The sequence below is a fragment of the Arthrobacter sp. KN11-1C genome (assembly GCF_052180225.1).
Classification (GTDB): Bacteria; Actinomycetota; Actinomycetes; order Actinomycetales; family Micrococcaceae; genus Arthrobacter.
In genome coordinates this window covers 304,943-320,772 of the sequence record NZ_CP197467.1, presented here as the reverse complement: position 1 = coordinate 320,772, position 15,830 = coordinate 304,943, and the positions used below count along the sequence as shown (strand labels likewise).

General features: G+C 64.4%; 17 protein-coding genes and 1 pseudogene. 9 read left to right on the top strand and 9 right to left on the bottom strand.

The genetic code is table 11. The features are described from left to right. Window positions 1-46: 46 nt before the first annotated feature. The 3 genes from ACSBOX_RS01550 to ACSBOX_RS01540 form a co-directional block, all read right to left on the bottom strand. Entirely contained in the window at window positions 47-2,686 is a 2,640-nt protein-coding gene (locus ACSBOX_RS01550; RefSeq protein ID WP_442544484.1) for a trehalase-like domain-containing protein, read from the bottom strand. A 202-nt stretch (window positions 2,687-2,888) separates the two neighbouring features. After that, window positions 2,889-3,878, bottom strand: a complete 990-nt coding sequence (locus ACSBOX_RS01545) for an LLM class flavin-dependent oxidoreductase (RefSeq protein ID WP_442544483.1) — start codon at window positions 3,876-3,878, stop codon at window positions 2,889-2,891. 111 nt (window positions 3,879-3,989) lie between these two features. Next, entirely contained in the window at window positions 3,990-4,418 is a 429-nt protein-coding gene (locus ACSBOX_RS01540) for a YybH family protein (RefSeq protein ID WP_442544482.1), read from the bottom strand. Window positions 4,419-4,607: 189 nt separating this feature from the next. Between ACSBOX_RS01540 and ACSBOX_RS01535 the strand changes: the two genes are divergently transcribed. From ACSBOX_RS01535 to ACSBOX_RS01525, 3 genes are all read left to right on the top strand, one after another. Next, window positions 4,608-5,588 (top strand): ABC transporter substrate-binding protein, encoded by a 981-nt coding sequence (locus ACSBOX_RS01535; RefSeq protein ID WP_442544481.1) that lies wholly within the window; start codon window positions 4,608-4,610, stop codon window positions 5,586-5,588. Window positions 5,589-5,656: 68 nt separating this feature from the next. Then, a complete protein-coding gene (locus tag ACSBOX_RS01530; RefSeq protein WP_442544480.1) occupies window positions 5,657-6,607 on the top strand; it encodes a D-2-hydroxyacid dehydrogenase family protein in 951 nt (316 codons plus the stop codon). Between the two features lie 79 nt (window positions 6,608-6,686). Next, window positions 6,687-7,121: a GNAT family N-acetyltransferase gene (locus ACSBOX_RS01525; protein ID WP_442544479.1), complete on the top strand. Its 435-nt coding sequence runs from the start codon at window positions 6,687-6,689 to the stop codon at window positions 7,119-7,121. A gap of 8 nt (window positions 7,122-7,129) precedes the next feature. On the opposite strand, the gene ACSBOX_RS01520 is transcribed toward ACSBOX_RS01525, so the two are convergent. Together ACSBOX_RS01520 and ACSBOX_RS01515 are read right to left on the bottom strand one after the other, a co-directional pair. Next, entirely contained in the window at window positions 7,130-7,636 is a 507-nt protein-coding gene (locus ACSBOX_RS01520) for a GNAT family N-acetyltransferase (protein WP_442544478.1), read from the bottom strand. 32 nt (window positions 7,637-7,668) lie between these two features. After that, entirely contained in the window at window positions 7,669-8,145 is a 477-nt protein-coding gene (locus ACSBOX_RS01515) for an NUDIX hydrolase (RefSeq protein WP_442544477.1), read from the bottom strand. A 297-nt stretch (window positions 8,146-8,442) separates the two neighbouring features. On the opposite strand from ACSBOX_RS01515, the gene ACSBOX_RS01510 reads away from it, so the two are divergent. After that, complete coding sequence (locus ACSBOX_RS01510) at window positions 8,443-8,895, top strand: hypothetical protein (RefSeq protein ID WP_442544476.1); 453 nt, start codon at window positions 8,443-8,445, stop codon at window positions 8,893-8,895. A gap of 94 nt (window positions 8,896-8,989) precedes the next feature. Here ACSBOX_RS01510 and ACSBOX_RS01505 read toward each other — a convergent pair whose 3' ends face one another. Next, entirely contained in the window at window positions 8,990-9,499 is a 510-nt protein-coding gene (locus tag ACSBOX_RS01505) for a GNAT family N-acetyltransferase (RefSeq protein ID WP_442544475.1), read from the bottom strand. Window positions 9,500-9,955: 456 nt separating this feature from the next. Continuing rightward, on the bottom strand, window positions 9,956-10,507 hold the full coding sequence (locus tag ACSBOX_RS01500; protein ID WP_442544474.1) for an NUDIX hydrolase: 552 nt from the start codon (window positions 10,505-10,507) through the stop codon (window positions 9,956-9,958). 96 nt (window positions 10,508-10,603) lie between these two features. Here ACSBOX_RS01500 and ACSBOX_RS01495 point away from each other — a divergent pair, with 96 nt between their 5' ends. Together ACSBOX_RS01495 and ACSBOX_RS01490 are read left to right on the top strand one after the other, a co-directional pair. Further along, entirely contained in the window at window positions 10,604-10,864 is a 261-nt protein-coding gene (locus ACSBOX_RS01495; protein ID WP_442544473.1) for a ribbon-helix-helix protein, CopG family, read from the top strand. A gap of 68 nt (window positions 10,865-10,932) precedes the next feature. After that, a complete protein-coding gene (locus ACSBOX_RS01490) occupies window positions 10,933-11,100 on the top strand; it encodes a toxin-antitoxin system toxin subunit (RefSeq protein WP_442546099.1) in 168 nt (55 codons plus the stop codon). 189 nt (window positions 11,101-11,289) lie between these two features. Here ACSBOX_RS01490 and ACSBOX_RS01485 read toward each other — a convergent pair. Continuing rightward, window positions 11,290-11,469 (bottom strand): annotated as a pseudogene (locus ACSBOX_RS01485) (DUF4304 domain-containing protein); the annotation flags it as partial. A 256-nt stretch (window positions 11,470-11,725) separates the two neighbouring features. Continuing rightward, complete coding sequence (locus ACSBOX_RS01480) at window positions 11,726-12,721, bottom strand: LacI family DNA-binding transcriptional regulator (protein WP_442544472.1); 996 nt, start codon at window positions 12,719-12,721, stop codon at window positions 11,726-11,728. 184 nt (window positions 12,722-12,905) lie between these two features. Here ACSBOX_RS01480 and ACSBOX_RS01475 point away from each other — a divergent pair, with 184 nt between their 5' ends. Genes ACSBOX_RS01475 through ACSBOX_RS01465 form a run of 3 tightly spaced genes read left to right on the top strand, consistent with a single transcriptional unit; the run spans window position 12,906 to window position 15,697 of the window. Continuing rightward, window positions 12,906-13,862 (top strand): ribokinase, encoded by a 957-nt coding sequence (locus ACSBOX_RS01475; RefSeq protein WP_442544471.1) that lies wholly within the window; start codon window positions 12,906-12,908, stop codon window positions 13,860-13,862. Next, window positions 13,859-14,320, top strand: coding sequence for an RpiB/LacA/LacB family sugar-phosphate isomerase (locus ACSBOX_RS01470; RefSeq protein ID WP_442544470.1), 462 nt, complete (start codon window positions 13,859-13,861; stop codon window positions 14,318-14,320). The genes ACSBOX_RS01475 and ACSBOX_RS01470 overlap by 4 nt, the downstream gene beginning before the upstream one ends. Window positions 14,321-14,362: 42 nt before the next feature. Then, window positions 14,363-15,697 (top strand): MFS transporter, encoded by a 1,335-nt coding sequence (locus tag ACSBOX_RS01465; protein ID WP_442544469.1) that lies wholly within the window; start codon window positions 14,363-14,365, stop codon window positions 15,695-15,697. Window positions 15,698-15,830 lie beyond the last annotated feature (133 nt).

Sequence of the window (15,830 nt, the reverse complement as noted above, 5' to 3'; positions counted from 1 at the left end):
AAGTGCGAGTCAGTTGGGGCGGCGCGGCTGGCTGGTGTCCTAGCGCCTACTCTTCGTCCACCGACTCGAGGTACCTGTCCAGGAGCTGCGCGCAGCGGATGAAGCCCAAGTGCGAATACGCTTGCGGGTGGTTTCCCAAGTGGGTCTCGGTGCCCGGGTCGAACTCCTCGGGAAGCAGCCCGGTCGGACCGAAGAGCGCCACGAGCTGGTTGAACAGCTCGAGCGCGTCGTCCAGCCGCCCCACGGCGAGGTACGCCTCGATCAGCCAGGTGGTGCAGATGTGGAACCCGCCCTCCAAACCCGGCAGGCCGTCGTCGTACCTGTACCGGAACACGGTGGGACCCACCCGCAGTTCGCGCTCGACGGCGGTGACGGTGTCCAGGAAGCGCTGGTCGCGGACATCCAGCAGGCCCGAGAGTCCGATGTGCAACACGGCGGCGTCCAGGTCCGGGCTGTCGTAGGCCACGGTGTAGGAGCTCGCGGATTCATCCCAGCCTTCGCGGAGCACTTCCGCACGGATGACGTTGGCCGTTTCCTCCCACTCGGCCCCGATGGGGCGCCGGAATTGGACCGCAGTCTGCATGGCCCGGTCCAGCGTCACCCAGCACATCACCTTGGTGTAGATGTGGTGCCGCGGCGCCCGCCGGGCTTCCCAGATGCCGTGGTCGGGCTCGTGCCAACGGGCCAGCACGGCCGACGCCATCTGTTCCATGAGTTTCCAGTGCTCGTCCGGCAGCGTCCCGCGGCGCTTGCCGAGGGTCTGGATGAGCCCGGCGATCGGCCCGAAGACGTCCAGCTGCACTTGGTGGTCCGCCGCGTTCCCGATCCGCACGGGCCGCGATCCGGCGTAACCCGGCAGGCTCTCGATGATGGCCTCCGTGGTCAGCGGGGAGCCGGTCACGGAGTAGAGGGGGTGCAGCCATTCAGGCCCGGGCGCGTTCTCCAGGATGCGGCCCAGCCAGCGGAGGAATCCGTCTGCCTCCTCGGTGGAACCCAGGTCCACGAGGGCATTGACCGTCATGGAGCCGTCGCGCAGCCAGCAGTAGCGGTAGTCCCAGTTGCGGGTGCCGCCGATCCCTTCCGGCAGCGACGTGGTCGGCGCCGCGAGGACGGCCCCGGTCGGCTCGTGCACCAGTGCTTTCAGGACCAAGGCCGAGCGCCGCACCAACGACGGTTTCATGTCGGGCAGTTCCAGCCCGCGGACCCACTGCCGGGACTGGTGCGCGACGGCGGCCCGCCGGACGAGCTCTCCGGCGGGGTCCGGCGTCGTCGGCTCAGTGTCTCCGCACCTCAGGTTCATCACGACAGGACCGTAGGCGAGGCTGACTTCCGCGGTGGCGGTGCCGTGCTTGCCGTCGCTCGTGACCGTGAAGGACACGCCCGGAGCGAAGAGGATGATGGGATCCGAAGTGCCCACGACGTGCAGTTCTTCGCCACGGATTTCCATGTTGAACGGAGCGTTGGCGTAGTCCGGCCGCGGTGCGAAGACTATCCGCGCGCTGCCGGTTCCGGACAGGACGCGGACCAGGCTCGTGATGCCGTCCGGGGCGGGCTCGAGGTAATCGGTGACCGTGACGTCGGCCCAGCGCGTCTCCACGATCATGGTGTTGTCCACATAGCGCTGCCCCAGCACCTTCGATGCCTTGACCGGTTCCACGCTGAAATGGCCGGCCGGGTCTCCACCAAGGATGTGCGCGAACAAGGAGCCGGAATCCGGGAGGGGATGGCTCATCCAGCAGATCTTGGCCTCCGGGGTGAGCAGCGCCGTCGAGGTCCCGTTGCCGATCATCGAATGCCGCTCCAGCCCTACCGCGTCCTCGCCGAACAGCCACGCGCGCCGCAGCTCGAAGAGGATGGCGAGCACCTTCGCGAATGACTCCGGTTCCGGCAAGCGGTGGCGCGCCTTGGTTTCTCCATCGCCAACGTGCAGGCCAAGGTCAGGGCCCCGCAAGGTGGCGATCGCGAGCTCGTCGCTCTCCGCATCGCCGGCAAACAGGGCCGCGCTGGCCCCCAACTGTGCACGCAGATGCTCCAGCGCGGCGTCTTTTGAGGGCTCCACGATGGACAGGTCCAGGACGGATCCGTCCACAATGAAAAACAAGCCCAATTCGCGGGCGATCGAGTGCGCCTCGCGCGTCACCCGGGCCACGACGGCTGGAGTGGCCGGCCTGGTGTGGATGGCTACGGCCACGGGCTTGCGCTCAATGCTGATGCCCTTTTCGAAGCCGATGGATTCGTTGAGGGCGGTGGCCGCCTGCTGAAGGACGGCCTCCGTGGCCATCGAGATGCTGTACGCGTAGCTCATGTCGAACTCGGCGCCGTGCGAACCCACCAGGTGGACTTCCGCGGGCAGCCGCGACACCGCGGCAAGGTCCCGCAGAGACCTGCCGGAGATGACGGCCGCGTGCGTGTTTGGCAGCGCTGCCAACGCCCGGAGCGCGACGGCGGCACTCCCCAAGGGGAGCGTCTCGGTGGATACGCCTTCCGCGGTGCAAAGGGTTCCACCATAGTTGCAGGCCACCAGGAGCCCCGGAGTGCGGGCCAGCATCCTCAGTTCCGCGAGCAACTCCGGAGTGATTCCATCGTGGGCCGCCTCGGATTGGACTGCGGTCCGCAGGAGGCCCAACGGAAGCGACTTTGTCAGCAGCGCCGCATCGGCCACGGACAAATTGAGCGGAGTTGCCATGGGGACGATCCTTCCGGGGTGGATTCGTCCAGTTTCCGCCCGGCTGGTTTCGCCTCCGTGACCCGCGTATTGCCGGGGTGTAACGAGTTTGTTTGGTTACGTTTGGGCGGCGCAGCACCCATCCTCCGCGTGCTCGCTCGTACCTCGCTTAGACGCACGCTTCCGGATGACTGCCGCACCGGCCGTTAGGTTTCCCAGCTTGCTACACCCGCGTCAGCCCGACGGCTTCCGCTACCAGCTCGACGGAACGCAGGCGCTGCTCCGTGCCCGTGCTTTGGTGGGCAACGATCAGTTCGTCGGCATCGGCGTGGCGGGTGAACTCGTCCAGGTAGTCGCGCACCACCTCAGGCGTGCCCACCGCCGAGTACTTCACCATTTGCGCGATGTGCTGGCCTTGGGGCGAGTCGAGGATGAGGTCCGCTTCGGCGTCGGTGAATTCGCGTCCGCCGCCCAGGAAGCGCGAGACGCGGTCCCGCTTGATTTCGAGGAAGAGCCGTTGGGCTTCGGCCGCCGAATCCGCGGCCACGACGTTGACGCCCGCGATCACGTAAGGCTCCTGCAGCTGCTCCGACGGCTTGAACTCGCGGCGGTAGACGGCGACGGCGTCCTGCAGCGCGTTGGGCGCGAAGTGCGAAGCGAAGGCGTAGGGCAGGCCGAGCTGCGCCGCCAAATGCGCCCCGAACAGGGAGGACCCGAGGATGTACAGGGGCACGTTGGTGCCCTTGCCCGGCGTCGCTTCGACGCCTTGGATCCGCGTCGGTCCCGTGAGGTAGCCCTGCAGTTCCAGGACGTCCTGCGGGAAGGTGTCCGCGGCCATGGGATCGCGGCGGAGTGCCCGCATCGTGTTCTGGTCGCTGCCGGGCGCCCTTCCGAGGCCGAGGTCGATCCGGCCCGGGTGCAGCGTCTCCAGGGTGCCGAACTGCTCCGCGATGGTGAGCGGCGAGTGGTTGGGCAGCATGACACCGCCGGCACCGAGCCGGATGGTGCTCGTATTGGCCGCGATGTGGGCAATCAGCACGCTCGTGGCCGAGGACGCGATCGAGCCCATGTTGTGGTGCTCCGCGTACCAGATCCGTCGGTAGCCGAGCCGTTCGGCCAGTTGCGCCATCGCGACACTTCCGGCGAAGCTCTCCGCCGCCGTCTGGCCTTTGCCGATGATTGCCAGGTCGAGGATGGAGAGGGGAACAGTCAAGTTGTGCCGGCCTTTCGAAGGTGGTTTCGTTCGAGGGGCCGGTTTCCCGGCCACTCTTGCGACAACGACGGCGGCGCCCGGGTTATTTCTCCCGCTTGCGTGGGTTCCGTCTCAGCTCGTGAAGATGCCTTTGCCGGTCTCCATGTCGATGGGCAGGGAAGAGTGCTCGTGGGAGATCTTCCAGGCGTCGTCCTTCTTCTCCAGGCAAAGGGTGAAGCGGTTGGTCATCGCCCGGAGCCGTTCGCCTTCCGCCGAGATCCCGGCGAACGTGACGGCCGCATGCCCGAATGCCACGTCCTCTCCGGCCACAGACTGCACATCGTTGAATTCGACGCGCACGCTCTCGTCGCCGAGCGAGGAGAACCACTCTCCCGCCATCGACCGCCAAGCCTCGATTCCCGTGTATTGCCATTGTCCCCAGGAGTCGTAGATGTGGACGTTGTCGTCGTAGAGCGCCGCGAACGCGTCGACGTCTTTCGCATGGACCGCAGCTGCGTAGGAATCCAGCGCCTGATTGACCGGGGTTTGCTCGTTGCTCACGAAAAATCTCCTCACGTGTCGGCAGTTGTGTGGGAAGCCTACACCGCGGTTGTTTTGTGACCCTTCGGGACCTCGAATGAAGCCCGGTTAACCCCTGTATCTCAGCGTTTCACAGCGCCTTGACCGGGTCTTGGCCCTGCCGGATAGTTGCAGCAACACACACCATCCATCACTTCCGAAGGGGACTCCATGGCTATTTCACGCTTCAAAACAGGCACCGCACTGGCACTCGCCGTAACCACGGCTCTCGGCCTCGCCGCGTGCTCGGACCCGGGCGCCTCGGCCGCGCCAGCGCCGTCGTCGTCGGCTGGTTCTTCGGCCGCGAAGACCTTCAACCTGTCGGCGGAGCAGAACCGCTTCCCTGTGCAGGTCTCGCCGGAAGCCGCCGCCCTGGTGCCGGAGTCCGTCAAGGCAGACGGGAAGCTGACCGTCGCGGTGAGTCCCTTCGCCGCGCCGTTGGCCGTCTATGCCACGGACAACAAGACGCCGGTGGGCAACGAGGTGGACATCGCCGTCGCGCTGGCAGAATCTCTGGGACTCAAAGCGGACATTGTCCCGACGGCGTGGGCGGATTGGCCGTTGGGCGTCGAATCGGGCAAGTACGAGGCGGTCATCTCGAACGTCACCGTGACGGAAGAGCGCAAGCTCAAGTTCGATTTCGCCAGCTACCGCGAGGACAAACTGGGCTTCTACGCGAAGAGCGACAGCCCCATCACCAAGGTGGACTCGGCTCCGGACGTGGCGGGCAAGCGGATCATTGTGGGCTCGGGCACCAACCAGGAAGCAATCCTGTTGCGCTGGGACGCCGAGAACAAGAAGAACGGTTTGAAGCCGGTTGAGTTCCAGTATTACGACGACGACTCGGCCTCCACGCTCGCGCTTCAGTCGGGCCGCGCGGACCTCACGTTCGGACCGAATGCGACCGCGTCCTACAAGTCGCAGACCGATGGCAAGACCAAGAACGTGGGATTGGTGGACGGCGGGTGGCCGCTCAAGGCGAGCATCGCGGTGACCACCAAGAAGGGCAACGGCTTCGCTGCGGCTGCACAGGCCGGCCTGAACGCGCTCATCAAGGACGGAACCTACGGCAAGATCCTGGACCGCTGGGGACTCGCCGCGGAAGGCATCCAGAAGTCTGAACTGAACCCGCCAGGCCTTCCGAAGAGCTAGGGCCCGCTCTGGAGGTGTAACTTTCCACGTATCCGGAACCGCGATCCGGACAAGCGAAAGGGAATTCCATGCGCCAGCGCCTTGCCATCCTCGACGACTACCAAGCGGTCGCCTACGACTTCGCGCCGTGGGCCGAGCTCGCCGACGACGGCGTCGATGTCACCGTCTTCGCGGAGCCTCTGGCGGACGCAGTGGAGGCCCTCCGCGACTTCGACATCGTCATGGCCATGCGGGAACGGACCCCTTTCGACGCCGGGCTTCTCCAGCAACTGCCGAAGCTGAAACTCCTGGTCACCACGGGAATGGCCAACGCAGCCATCGACGTGCGCGCGGCCGGGGAGCAGGGCATCACCGTCTGCGGGACAGGCGGCTCACCAACCGCGGCGCCCGAACTGACGTGGGCCTTGCTCCTGGCTTTCGCACGCAAGGCGCCGTTCGAGGACCGTGGGCTGCGCTCTGGAAACTGGCAATCGACCATTGGTTTCGAACTGTCAGGAAAGACTCTTGGTGTGCTGGGGCTGGGCAAGATCGGGAGCAAGATCGCCGGCTACGCCAAGGCCTTTGGCATGGAGGTGATTGCATGGAGCCCGAACCTCACAGAGGAAACCGCGGCTGCGGCGGGCGCGCGGAAGGTAAGCAAGGAAGCACTCTTTCGGGAGGCCGACGTCGTAAGCGTCCACGTGCGGTTGTCGGAACGGTCCCGGGGGCTCGTCGGGGAAGGCGAACTGCGGCTCCTCGGCCCGGACGGCGTCCTGGTGAACACAGCCCGCGGGCCGATCGTGGACGAAGCGGCACTCCTCCGTGGCCTCAACGAGGGCTGGCTCGGCGGCGCGGCCCTGGACGTGTTCGACGTCGAGCCCTTGCCGGCGGACCACCCCCTGCTCACGGCGCCGCGAACAGTCCTGACGCCGCACTTGGGTTACGTCACGTCGCAAAGCTACGCGCGCTTCTACGGCGAGGCCTTCGAGGACGTCCGCGCGTGGGTTCGGGGCAACCCGGTGCGGGTGCTCAGTTCTTAGGGCATCGATTGCTCCACAACGGTCGTTTTCGACGTTCAAAACGGCAGTTATGGAGCACTCGATGAGGTTGAATGGTCGGGTGCCTGCTGACTTCTCGCTCCGCCCCGCCTTGCCCTCCGACGCCGGCTGGATCGCGGAATTGCGTGCTGTCGTCATGCGACCCGATCTGGAGCGGCTTGGCCGCTGGGACCCGGTCCGTGTCAGGGAGCGCTTTCTGAATGCGTTCCAGCCGGACCACACCTTCGTCATTGCCGTCGAAGGGCAGGCTGCCGGTGTCGTCGCGGTGCGACCGGAACCCGATGCTCTGTGGATCGAACACTTTTACCTCGCTCCGGAGTTCCAGGGGCAAGGACTTGGAGCCGGTGTGCTGCGTCGCATCATGGGCGAGTCCAAGGACCACCGACCGTTCCGGCTCAACGTGCTCCAGGGCAGCCCGGCCCGACGCCTCTACGAGAGACACGGCTTTGTCCTGGAAACCGAGGATCCGGTGGACGTATTCATGGTTGCTGGCTGACTGAGCTGTCAGTCGTGAAGGACCACTTGGTAGAGGTTGTGGTCTTGCCATTTTCCGGCGATCTGCAGGTATTGCGGTGCCATGCCAATCTGCTGGAACCCGGCCTTGAGCAGCACCCGCTGCGAGGCAACATTGTGGAGCAGGGTGCTTGCCTCGATGCGGTGCAGCCCAAGTTCGTCGCGGGCCATGTCGACTATTGCGTGGACCGCGGCAGACGCCAGGCCGCGGCCCGCATAGTCGCCGTCCACCCAGTAGCCGAGTCCCGCGCTCTGGAAGGGACCGCGGACCACTCCTGCGACGTTGAATCGGCCGACGAGTCTATCGCCGTCGAACAGTCCGAGCGGATGCCCTTCCCCGGCTTCATGCGCAACGAGTCGCTTGGCGATGTCGGCGGACTGCCAGTCTTCGGTGAAGTACTCCTCGGGCCGTATCGGCTCCCAGGGCGCAAGGTACGCGCGGTTACGCTCATATGCGGCGGCGAGCGCCGCCGCATCACTGACGCGCAGCACTCGCATGCTGACGCTCCCACTGAGTTGACGCGGTTCAATCATCGGTCAACATTAGACCAGTCGTGGCCGTCAAACGTGCTCTGCTGTTCTGCGAACCGGGCAATCACGGCCGCATCCGGTTTGTGGAACGTTCGCCAGTCCGAGCAAACGTCGACCCACCGTGCAGGCTGGCCATCCTCCGGCAGGAGTTCCGTCGCTGGATCGGCGGCCGTCCAGTAGGACAAGTTCAGCGTCGCTGACCAATCTGAGCGGTATGAGCGGGCAGCCGCGAAAGCCGGGCGGTCGGCAATAGGAAGTTCAATTCCTGTCTCTTCAGCAAGCTCGCGAATTGCGGCCTCGCGCGGTGTCTCACCCGCTTCCACTCGGCCGCCGGGAGGCACGAGGCCCCGCCAACGATGCTGAACAACCAGTATCCGTTGGAAGTCCGGCGAGAACACCCACACATCGGCTGCCAACGGGCGCGGATCCACGAGCCATTCCGAGCGGAACCAGCCCAGGAGTCCCTCCTCTGCCATGTGAGCAATCGAAACATCATGGATGGCCGCCTCAACACCGAGCTTGTCGTGCACTGCTAAGCGGTCCGTGTACTAGGCAGTGCCATCGCGGTGCGCCGGGCGCGTTCGAAGCGGACGTTCCGCGATTCCGATTCAGGAAGGTCACTGAGGCTGGTTAGCAGATTTGCAAAGGGCATCCTGCCATCTTGCCGCACGGTGCAACCAACCGCTCAGTGCCACGGTCCAGCCAATGACTCGCGGCGGTCCGGTTGGCCGCTCCCTCACTGCGTCCGGCATCGAGCGGCGTAGCATGCGGGTATGCGCATCGTGAGGGTCTTTCGGATCGCGGCTGCAGCCTGTGCGCTGGTGGCGGCCTCTGCCTGCACGCCAGCTGTCCCGCGTGCCTGTGCGGGGCCAGCCGCGGGTGCGCCGGAAGTCGAGGTTGACGCAGGGCCCTGGCTGCGGGTCCACCCGGGCGCCATCCTCGAACTCTGCCTGGCGGCGAATTGCGAACCACTCTCGCCTAGCCGGGAACTCACCACTGTCCAGGCTCCGCCCCAAGACCATGAGGGCACCTACAGCCTCACGGTCAGGAGCGCAGGCGCACTCGTGGCCCAAGAGCGCGTCGACCTCGCCGACCAAACCGTCGTTGGCCCTTGCGGGACCAGCCAAGCCATGACTATCAGGCGATTGACCCTCGGGCCCGATGGACGGCTCGTCGACACGCCCCAGCGGCAGGCTCCGTACGCCACAGCCAGCAACTCCCCGTGAGCTGCCGAATAGGCAACCACCAACGACCGTCAGGACGCATCGCGGCAAAACTCGGGTTCACCGAGGTGGATCGATTCTCAGCGATCGCTCGACGTTATGAGAGCCTGATCGTGTAGCGGCCGACTTCTCCTCGTTCTGTCGTGACGACCCTGCTCAGAACGCCTCCGCACCGTTCAATAGTCCTCACCGAGGGAACGTTGTCCACAAAGCAGGCCAACACCACTCGATCCATGTTGCGGGCCCTCGCCAAGTACAGCATCTCCCGAAGCGCGGCGGCGGCAAGGCCACGCCCTCTGGCAGACGGCCGGAGTCCATAGCCCACATGTCCCAGCACTTCCGCATCCTGTGCGGATTCATGGCGTAGGGCGATTCCCCCGAGGACCTTGCCTTCCTCGACGATCCACCGAAGGGTGCCGCCGTCGTCGCCGAGCGACGCTTTCTTGACCAAGAGCCGATCAACGAAGACGCGGAATCCCTCCAACGATCGGACGTCGTCGGTCTCCACCAAACCGAAACCATCTTCATGGAGACCGTCGCCCCATTCCTTGTGCGCCTCCATCCACGCCGCGTGCAGGGCAACCGAGGGACGGACGAGCAAAGACATAGTCCAACGCTATCGTCGACGCGCGGCGGGGCGTAGTGGGCGATCGACTAGCGTGATGCCTTCACAATTGTTGGGGTCGCGGCACGTAGCGTCTGTAGCCGCCACTACCTGCTCTGTTGTTCTGCAAACCGAGCAATCGCAGCAACGTCCGGATTGTGGAAGTTCGCCAGTCCAATAGGGAGTTCAATGCCGGTCTCCTCCGCAAGTTCGCGAACTGCGCCCTAGCGCGGCGTCTCGCCCGGTTCCACTTGTCCGCCAGGTGGTACGAGGCCCCGCCAGCGATGCCGAAAACGGGTATGCGTTGGAAGTCCGGCGAGAACACCCACACATCGGCTGCCAGCGGGCGCGGATCCACGCGCCATTCCGAGCGGAAACAGCTCAGGAGTCCCTCCTCCACCATGTGCGCAATCGAAACATCATGGATCGCCGCCTCAACACCGAGCCTGTCGTGCACTGCTAGCCCATCCGCGCACTAGGCAGTGCAATCGCGATGCACCGAGCGCGTTCCAAGCGGGCGCGGAAGCCTGCCGGCGCTTGAACTGGCACCTCGTTGATCGGGAACCAGCGGACATCCTCGCTTTCTTCACTCACGGCGATCGCCACATCCGGGTCTCCTGTCGCGGCGAACCCCACATCCCAATGGGAGGTACATGAGAATCCCCCATGCAGATCGTGTCGGTCAAGATCCAAGATCGCCGGAGAAAGCAGAACCAGGTCGTCAATTCCGGACTCCTCGCGGGCCTCCCTCTGTGCAGCTTCCGCCACCGATGCGTCGCTGGACTCGACGTGACCGCCGAACTGCACCCAGAACTGCCCCTTGCGATGGAAACACAGGAGAACACGATCGAACTCAGGCGAAAACACGAAGCAGGACCCCGTGACATGCTCCGGCCCACCATTTCTACGCAACGCGGCGTCCCCCGCTACGTCCAGGAACCGCAGATACGCGTCCCGCAATCCCGATTCAGGAAGTTCCCTGAGGCTGGTGAGCAGATTGGCAAGAGGCATCCTGCCATTTTGCCGCACACGGCAACGAACAACTCACTTGCGAACAACAGTCAAGTCCTGTGGTCATCGAGCGACATTCGTAATACGATTAACCGCATGGAACGAAAGATGCACGGACGGGAAGTCTCGGAGACCGAGATCGACAGGTGGGTCGACGAAGCCGAGGCCGGTTACGACGTTGAGGAGCTGAAGGCGCGGATGGGGCGTCCTGCCCGGGGCGCGGAGGCATCTCAGGTAATCCCGGTACGGCTGACGGTCGACGAGCTCGCAGCGGTAATGGCACGGGCTGAGCGCGAACACCTCAACCGGTCCGAGGCGATCCGCGCCGCCCTGGCCGCTTGGTCACATGCGGCGTGAACGTCCGCCGCTCCGCACATAAGCACGGGATTAGCTCCGCTGACGGGATCGAGGCGGCGACCTGGCCGTTGGTATCAGTCGCATTGGACGACGACGATCCGCGCAGGTTCCTCCGCCTCGGCTTCGACACCCACGGCCGACTACTGGAACTCGTGGTGCTGGTCTGGGACGACGGTAGCGAAGAACTCATCCATGCGATGAAATGCCGTCCCCAATATCTCGAAATGCTCGGCTAGCACGACGATCTCGCCAGGGCATCGACAACGAGTTCGAAGGTCAACTGGCGCTATTGGGGGCCTTCGGGGATACGGCTTCAGTCGGCGTGATTTGCCTGTTCCAAGGGATTTGGTGACCGACTTCGGCATTCCGGAGCCCAACTCCACCCGACTCCAGCGAAGCCAAGGCTCGGGGGCGACAGCCAGGTTGATTATGCACTTCAGATGTTCCGCCGAACCAAAAGATGACGACTGCACGTTCATGACGGCCCCATCGCCTGAAGGCGTCGTCTTCCTCCAGGTCGGAGCTGTGCCTTTGAATCCATGGGTCCGCGCGCAGGGACCGAGCACGTCTCGCAGCGCAACCTTGAGCGCTTCCTGAACTGTCATAAAGGAACAATCTCATGCCCGGTTCGGGATACCCAGATCTCGACGGAAGAACAAATCCGGGCGCCCTCTGGATCGGCTCACGTGCTGCGGGGGTGTGGATGTGATGGCTACGCGGCCCACGGGTCCCAATCATCGATCTCTGACCGGGCAAAAGAAAGCCGGACGTCGGCGCAGCTACGAGACACACCAAATTGCCTCAAGTGGTCCCAACTCGCGACGTTTATGGGAACGCAACCTAGGGACGATGCGGTGGCATTCAGGACATGCCCGGAGAGCGATCGAAGAACTCGGTCGGGACTCGCAGCGAATCCACGCTGCGCCCATTAATCAAGTCGATGAGCCCCGCGACTCCGAGCCGTCCGATGGTTGCCGCATCATTTCGAACCGCGCTGATCGCCGGGGATGCGAACTCGAACCAGTCGAGGTCATCGAAGGAAACGATTGCGATGTTGTTCACCGGCCAGTCGGCACCGAGTCGCTGTCGAAGCGCGCGAAGTACTCCCAAAGTCGTTTGGCCGTTCGCGCCGAACACCGCGGTTGGGCGCATGCCTCTGTCGAGAATTCGGTGCATCGCCTTCGCCGCGCCGCCGGGCATGAAGTCGCCGGTGTCGATGAGTGCGTCGTCCATGCTGATTCCATGGGATTCGCGCCCCGCCTTGTATGCGGCGAGGCGCTCGGCACCGGTGGAAATAGTCGACGGGCCGCCGACAAATGCGACGTCTCGGTGCCCACGCCGCTGCAGCCAGTCGAGCACACTCGCGACGCCCCCGGCGTTGTCGGTTCCGAACATCGGCGCGTCGAGACCGTCCACGGTGCGGTTTAAGAGCACCAGTGGCAGCCCTGTCGCGCGAAGCAGTTCAAGTTGCGGCGAGTGCCCGCCCTGTGGAGACAGCAGAAGTCCATCGATGCGCTGCGAAGCGAAAATGCGCAAGTAGTCATCAACCTTCGCCTGGTCTTCGTTGGCGTTCGCAAGGAGCACGGTGTACCCGAGCCTTCCGGCCTCTTGCTCAGCGGCATGGGCCAGGTCCGAGAAGAAGGGATTGCGGATGTCCGACACCAGCAGGCCGAGCACGTCGGTCCTGGAGCGGCGCAGCGAGCGTGCCGGCCCGTTGGCGATGTAATTCAGCTCCGCGGCGGCTGCCAGCACGCGTGAGCGAGAGTCGGCCGAGGTCTGGCTGCTTCCCGAGAGCACGCGCGACGCAGTTCCGAGCGCTACGCCGGCCCGGGCTGCAACATCTTTGATCGTTGCCATCTACCACCCTTCATGGAAACGTTCCCAAGTGTACATCCTTTTGAGAGGTGCAATAGCGCACGACCGCCCCCACCGGTGGGCTGCTCGCGGGATGGCGCAGCTTGCGCGAACCGGTCCCGTCATGCACTATGGAACTCATCACATTCATGGAAACGATTCCATGAATGTTTTATGAGGAGGTGAAATGATGAACGGAAACGTTATTGTCCTCGGCAGCATCAACGCCGACACCAGCTACAGAATGACGGCGCTCCCCAATCCCGGCGAAACAGTCATCGCCTCGAGCGCGAGTGCGTCACCGGGCGGCAAAGGGGCCAATCAGGCGATCGCCGCCGTGGCCGCCGGCGCAGTGACCCGCATGATCGGAATGGTCGGTGATGATTCCGAAGCGGCCGCTCAGCTCGCAGCACTCGCCTTGCGCGGCGTCGACATCGACTCGGTGGCGATGCGCCGCGGAGTCGCGACCGGCCGCGCGGTCGTCTTCGTCGATGACTCGGGTGAGAACTCCATCGTCGTACTCTCGGGCGCCAACGACCTGCTCGACGGGGACGTGGCCGCGACCGGCCTCGCCTCGATCACGACGGGAGATGTCCTCGTGCTCCAGAACGAAGTTCCCGCCGATGCCAACCGTGCCGCCGCTCGCCTGGCACGGTCCCTTGGCGCTACGGTCATTTGGAATGCAGCACCTGCACCCACCGTGGCCGCGGATCTCGTGCACGACATCGATCTCCTCGTCGTCAATGAACACGAGCTCAAGCAGATCAGTGGAATCCTCGGAATCGAGGCCACCGTGGAGGGCCCGGGCAGCTCCGCGCTGGGCGATCTCCTGGCCGAATGCGCACGCGCGCTGGACGCCGACGCCATCTGCACGCTCGGCTCCGACGGGGCGGTCTTCTTCGCGGACGGACTGTCGGGCAGCGTCCCTGCTCCGAAGGTGCGTGCGGTCGATACGACTGCTGCGGGTGACACCGTCGTCGGATATCTTGCCGCGCACGCTGGACTCCCGATGGAGGAACGGCTCCGCCTCGCGGCCGCCGCGGGGGCTCTCGCCGTCACCGTCGTGGGAGCATCCTCATCCATCCCCCGCCTCGGCGACGTCCGGCCGGTGCCCGTCGCCCGGACCGAAAGGACACCAGTATGATCGTTGCCGTAGGAGCAGATCATGCCGGATTTCCCGTCAAACAGCGCGTGATCGATGCCATTGAGCGACTCGGCCATACCGTGATCGAGCGAGGCGCCCTCAGCACGGAGCCCGTTGATTTCCCCGACGTGACGCAGGAGACCTGCACGCCCGTGCTTGACGGCACCGCGGACCGCGCAGTCCTGGTCTGCGGAACGGGTGCAGGCGCCATCATGGCAGCCAACAAGATTCCCGGCATCCGGTGTGGTCTTGCCAACGAGCCATACTCCGCCCATCAAATGGTCGAACACGACGACGCGAATGCCCTTGCCTTGGGCGCCTGGCTGGTTCCTCCCGCCTTCATCGACGAAATTGTGGAGCAGTTCCTTGCCGCAACATTCGACGACGACGACGACACGCGCCGCCGCGTTGGGAAGTTGAACGCCCTCGACAAGCTTCGGCCAGCATTCGCCGGCTAGACACAGGCTCCCCCACCACCACAGATCAAAGGAGATCCACCCGTGACGACAACGACCTCGATTCCGCAGAAATCTGCGCTCGGATCGAAAGACCGCAACAAGACTGCATTCGCCGCCGCTTTGGGGACGAGCGTGGAGAACTACGACTTCATTGCCTATGGCACGGCCTCCGCACTGTATTTCAGTTCGGTCTTCTTTCCCCAGAGTGACCGTTTCATCGGCACGCTCCTTTCCTTCGCCACTCTCGCGGTGGGCTTCCTGATGCGTCCCCTCGGCGGGGCGGTCGGCGGTTACCTCGCCGACAAGTTCGGCCGGAAGCCGGTTCTCGTGGGCGCGATGCTGGTGATGGGAGGCGCAACCTGCCTCATCGGGCTGCTGCCGACCTACGCCCAGGTCGGTGTCATGGCGCCGGTGCTCTTGGTCATCATTCGGATGATCCAGGGCCTCGCGTTCGGAGCCGAATGGGGCGGTGCCATCACGATGACATATGAGCATGCGCCATGGAACCGTCGTGGGATGTACGCGGCCATTCCTCAGGCCGGAAACCCACTCGGCATCGCACTCGCCAGCGCGATGTTCCTCATCTGCGCACACCTCGAAGGGGACTTGGCTTGGCGTGTGCCGTTCCTCCTCAGTGCTGTCCTCGTCGTCGTCGCCCTGGTCGTGCGTTCACGGTTGTCGGAGTCGCCCGAATTCGAAGCGGCCAAGGCTGCGGGAAAGATCGAAAAGAACCCGTTCCTCACGACCCTTCGTCGTGACTGGCACAGCATCCTCCGTGTGATCGCCCTACGTATGGTGGAGTCGTTTGCCTATTATTCGACGGCCACCTTCCTGCTCAGCTACCTTTCCCAGCGCTTCCCTGACCTTCGCCCCACGGCGCTTGGCTCCATCACAGCGGCCAGCATCGTGGCGATCGTCGTCACATTCGCCATGGGTGCGCTCACTGACAAGGTGGGCCGTCGACCGATCTACATCGTGGCTTGCCTCGCGGCAATCCTGTTCGCGTTCCCGATGTACCTGCTTACCAATGACGGCACACCGGCACTTGTCATTGCCGTGTTCATCTTCGGCATCGGTATCGTGCACGCTTCGCTCACCGGTGTGCAGGGCTCGCTCCTCACCGAACAGTTCGGAACCTCGACGCGCACGTCCGGTGCTTCGCTCGGCTATCAGATCGCCGCTGCGATCGGCGGATTCGCGCCACTTCTTGCAGCTCTGCTCGTCGGCTGGATTGGCTGGCCCGGAGCCTCACTGCTCTACATGCTGGCAGCCATCATCGGGCTGATCGGCATTCTGGTCACCAAAGAGACATACGGCCGCGCAGAAAGAGCCCGCGTCTCCGCCCTTGTCGCCGCGGAGAAACGACAGGGAGCCTGACCCCAATTCGACAAAGCGAGTTGCATCGCCGGGGTAGGGAGTTTCCAGTACGGGACATTCCCGGGGAGACTTCTCCGGTCAAGTCTGAGCAGCTCCCTGTCAGAGCTGACCTGGTAAGGGAGCTGCTCAATTG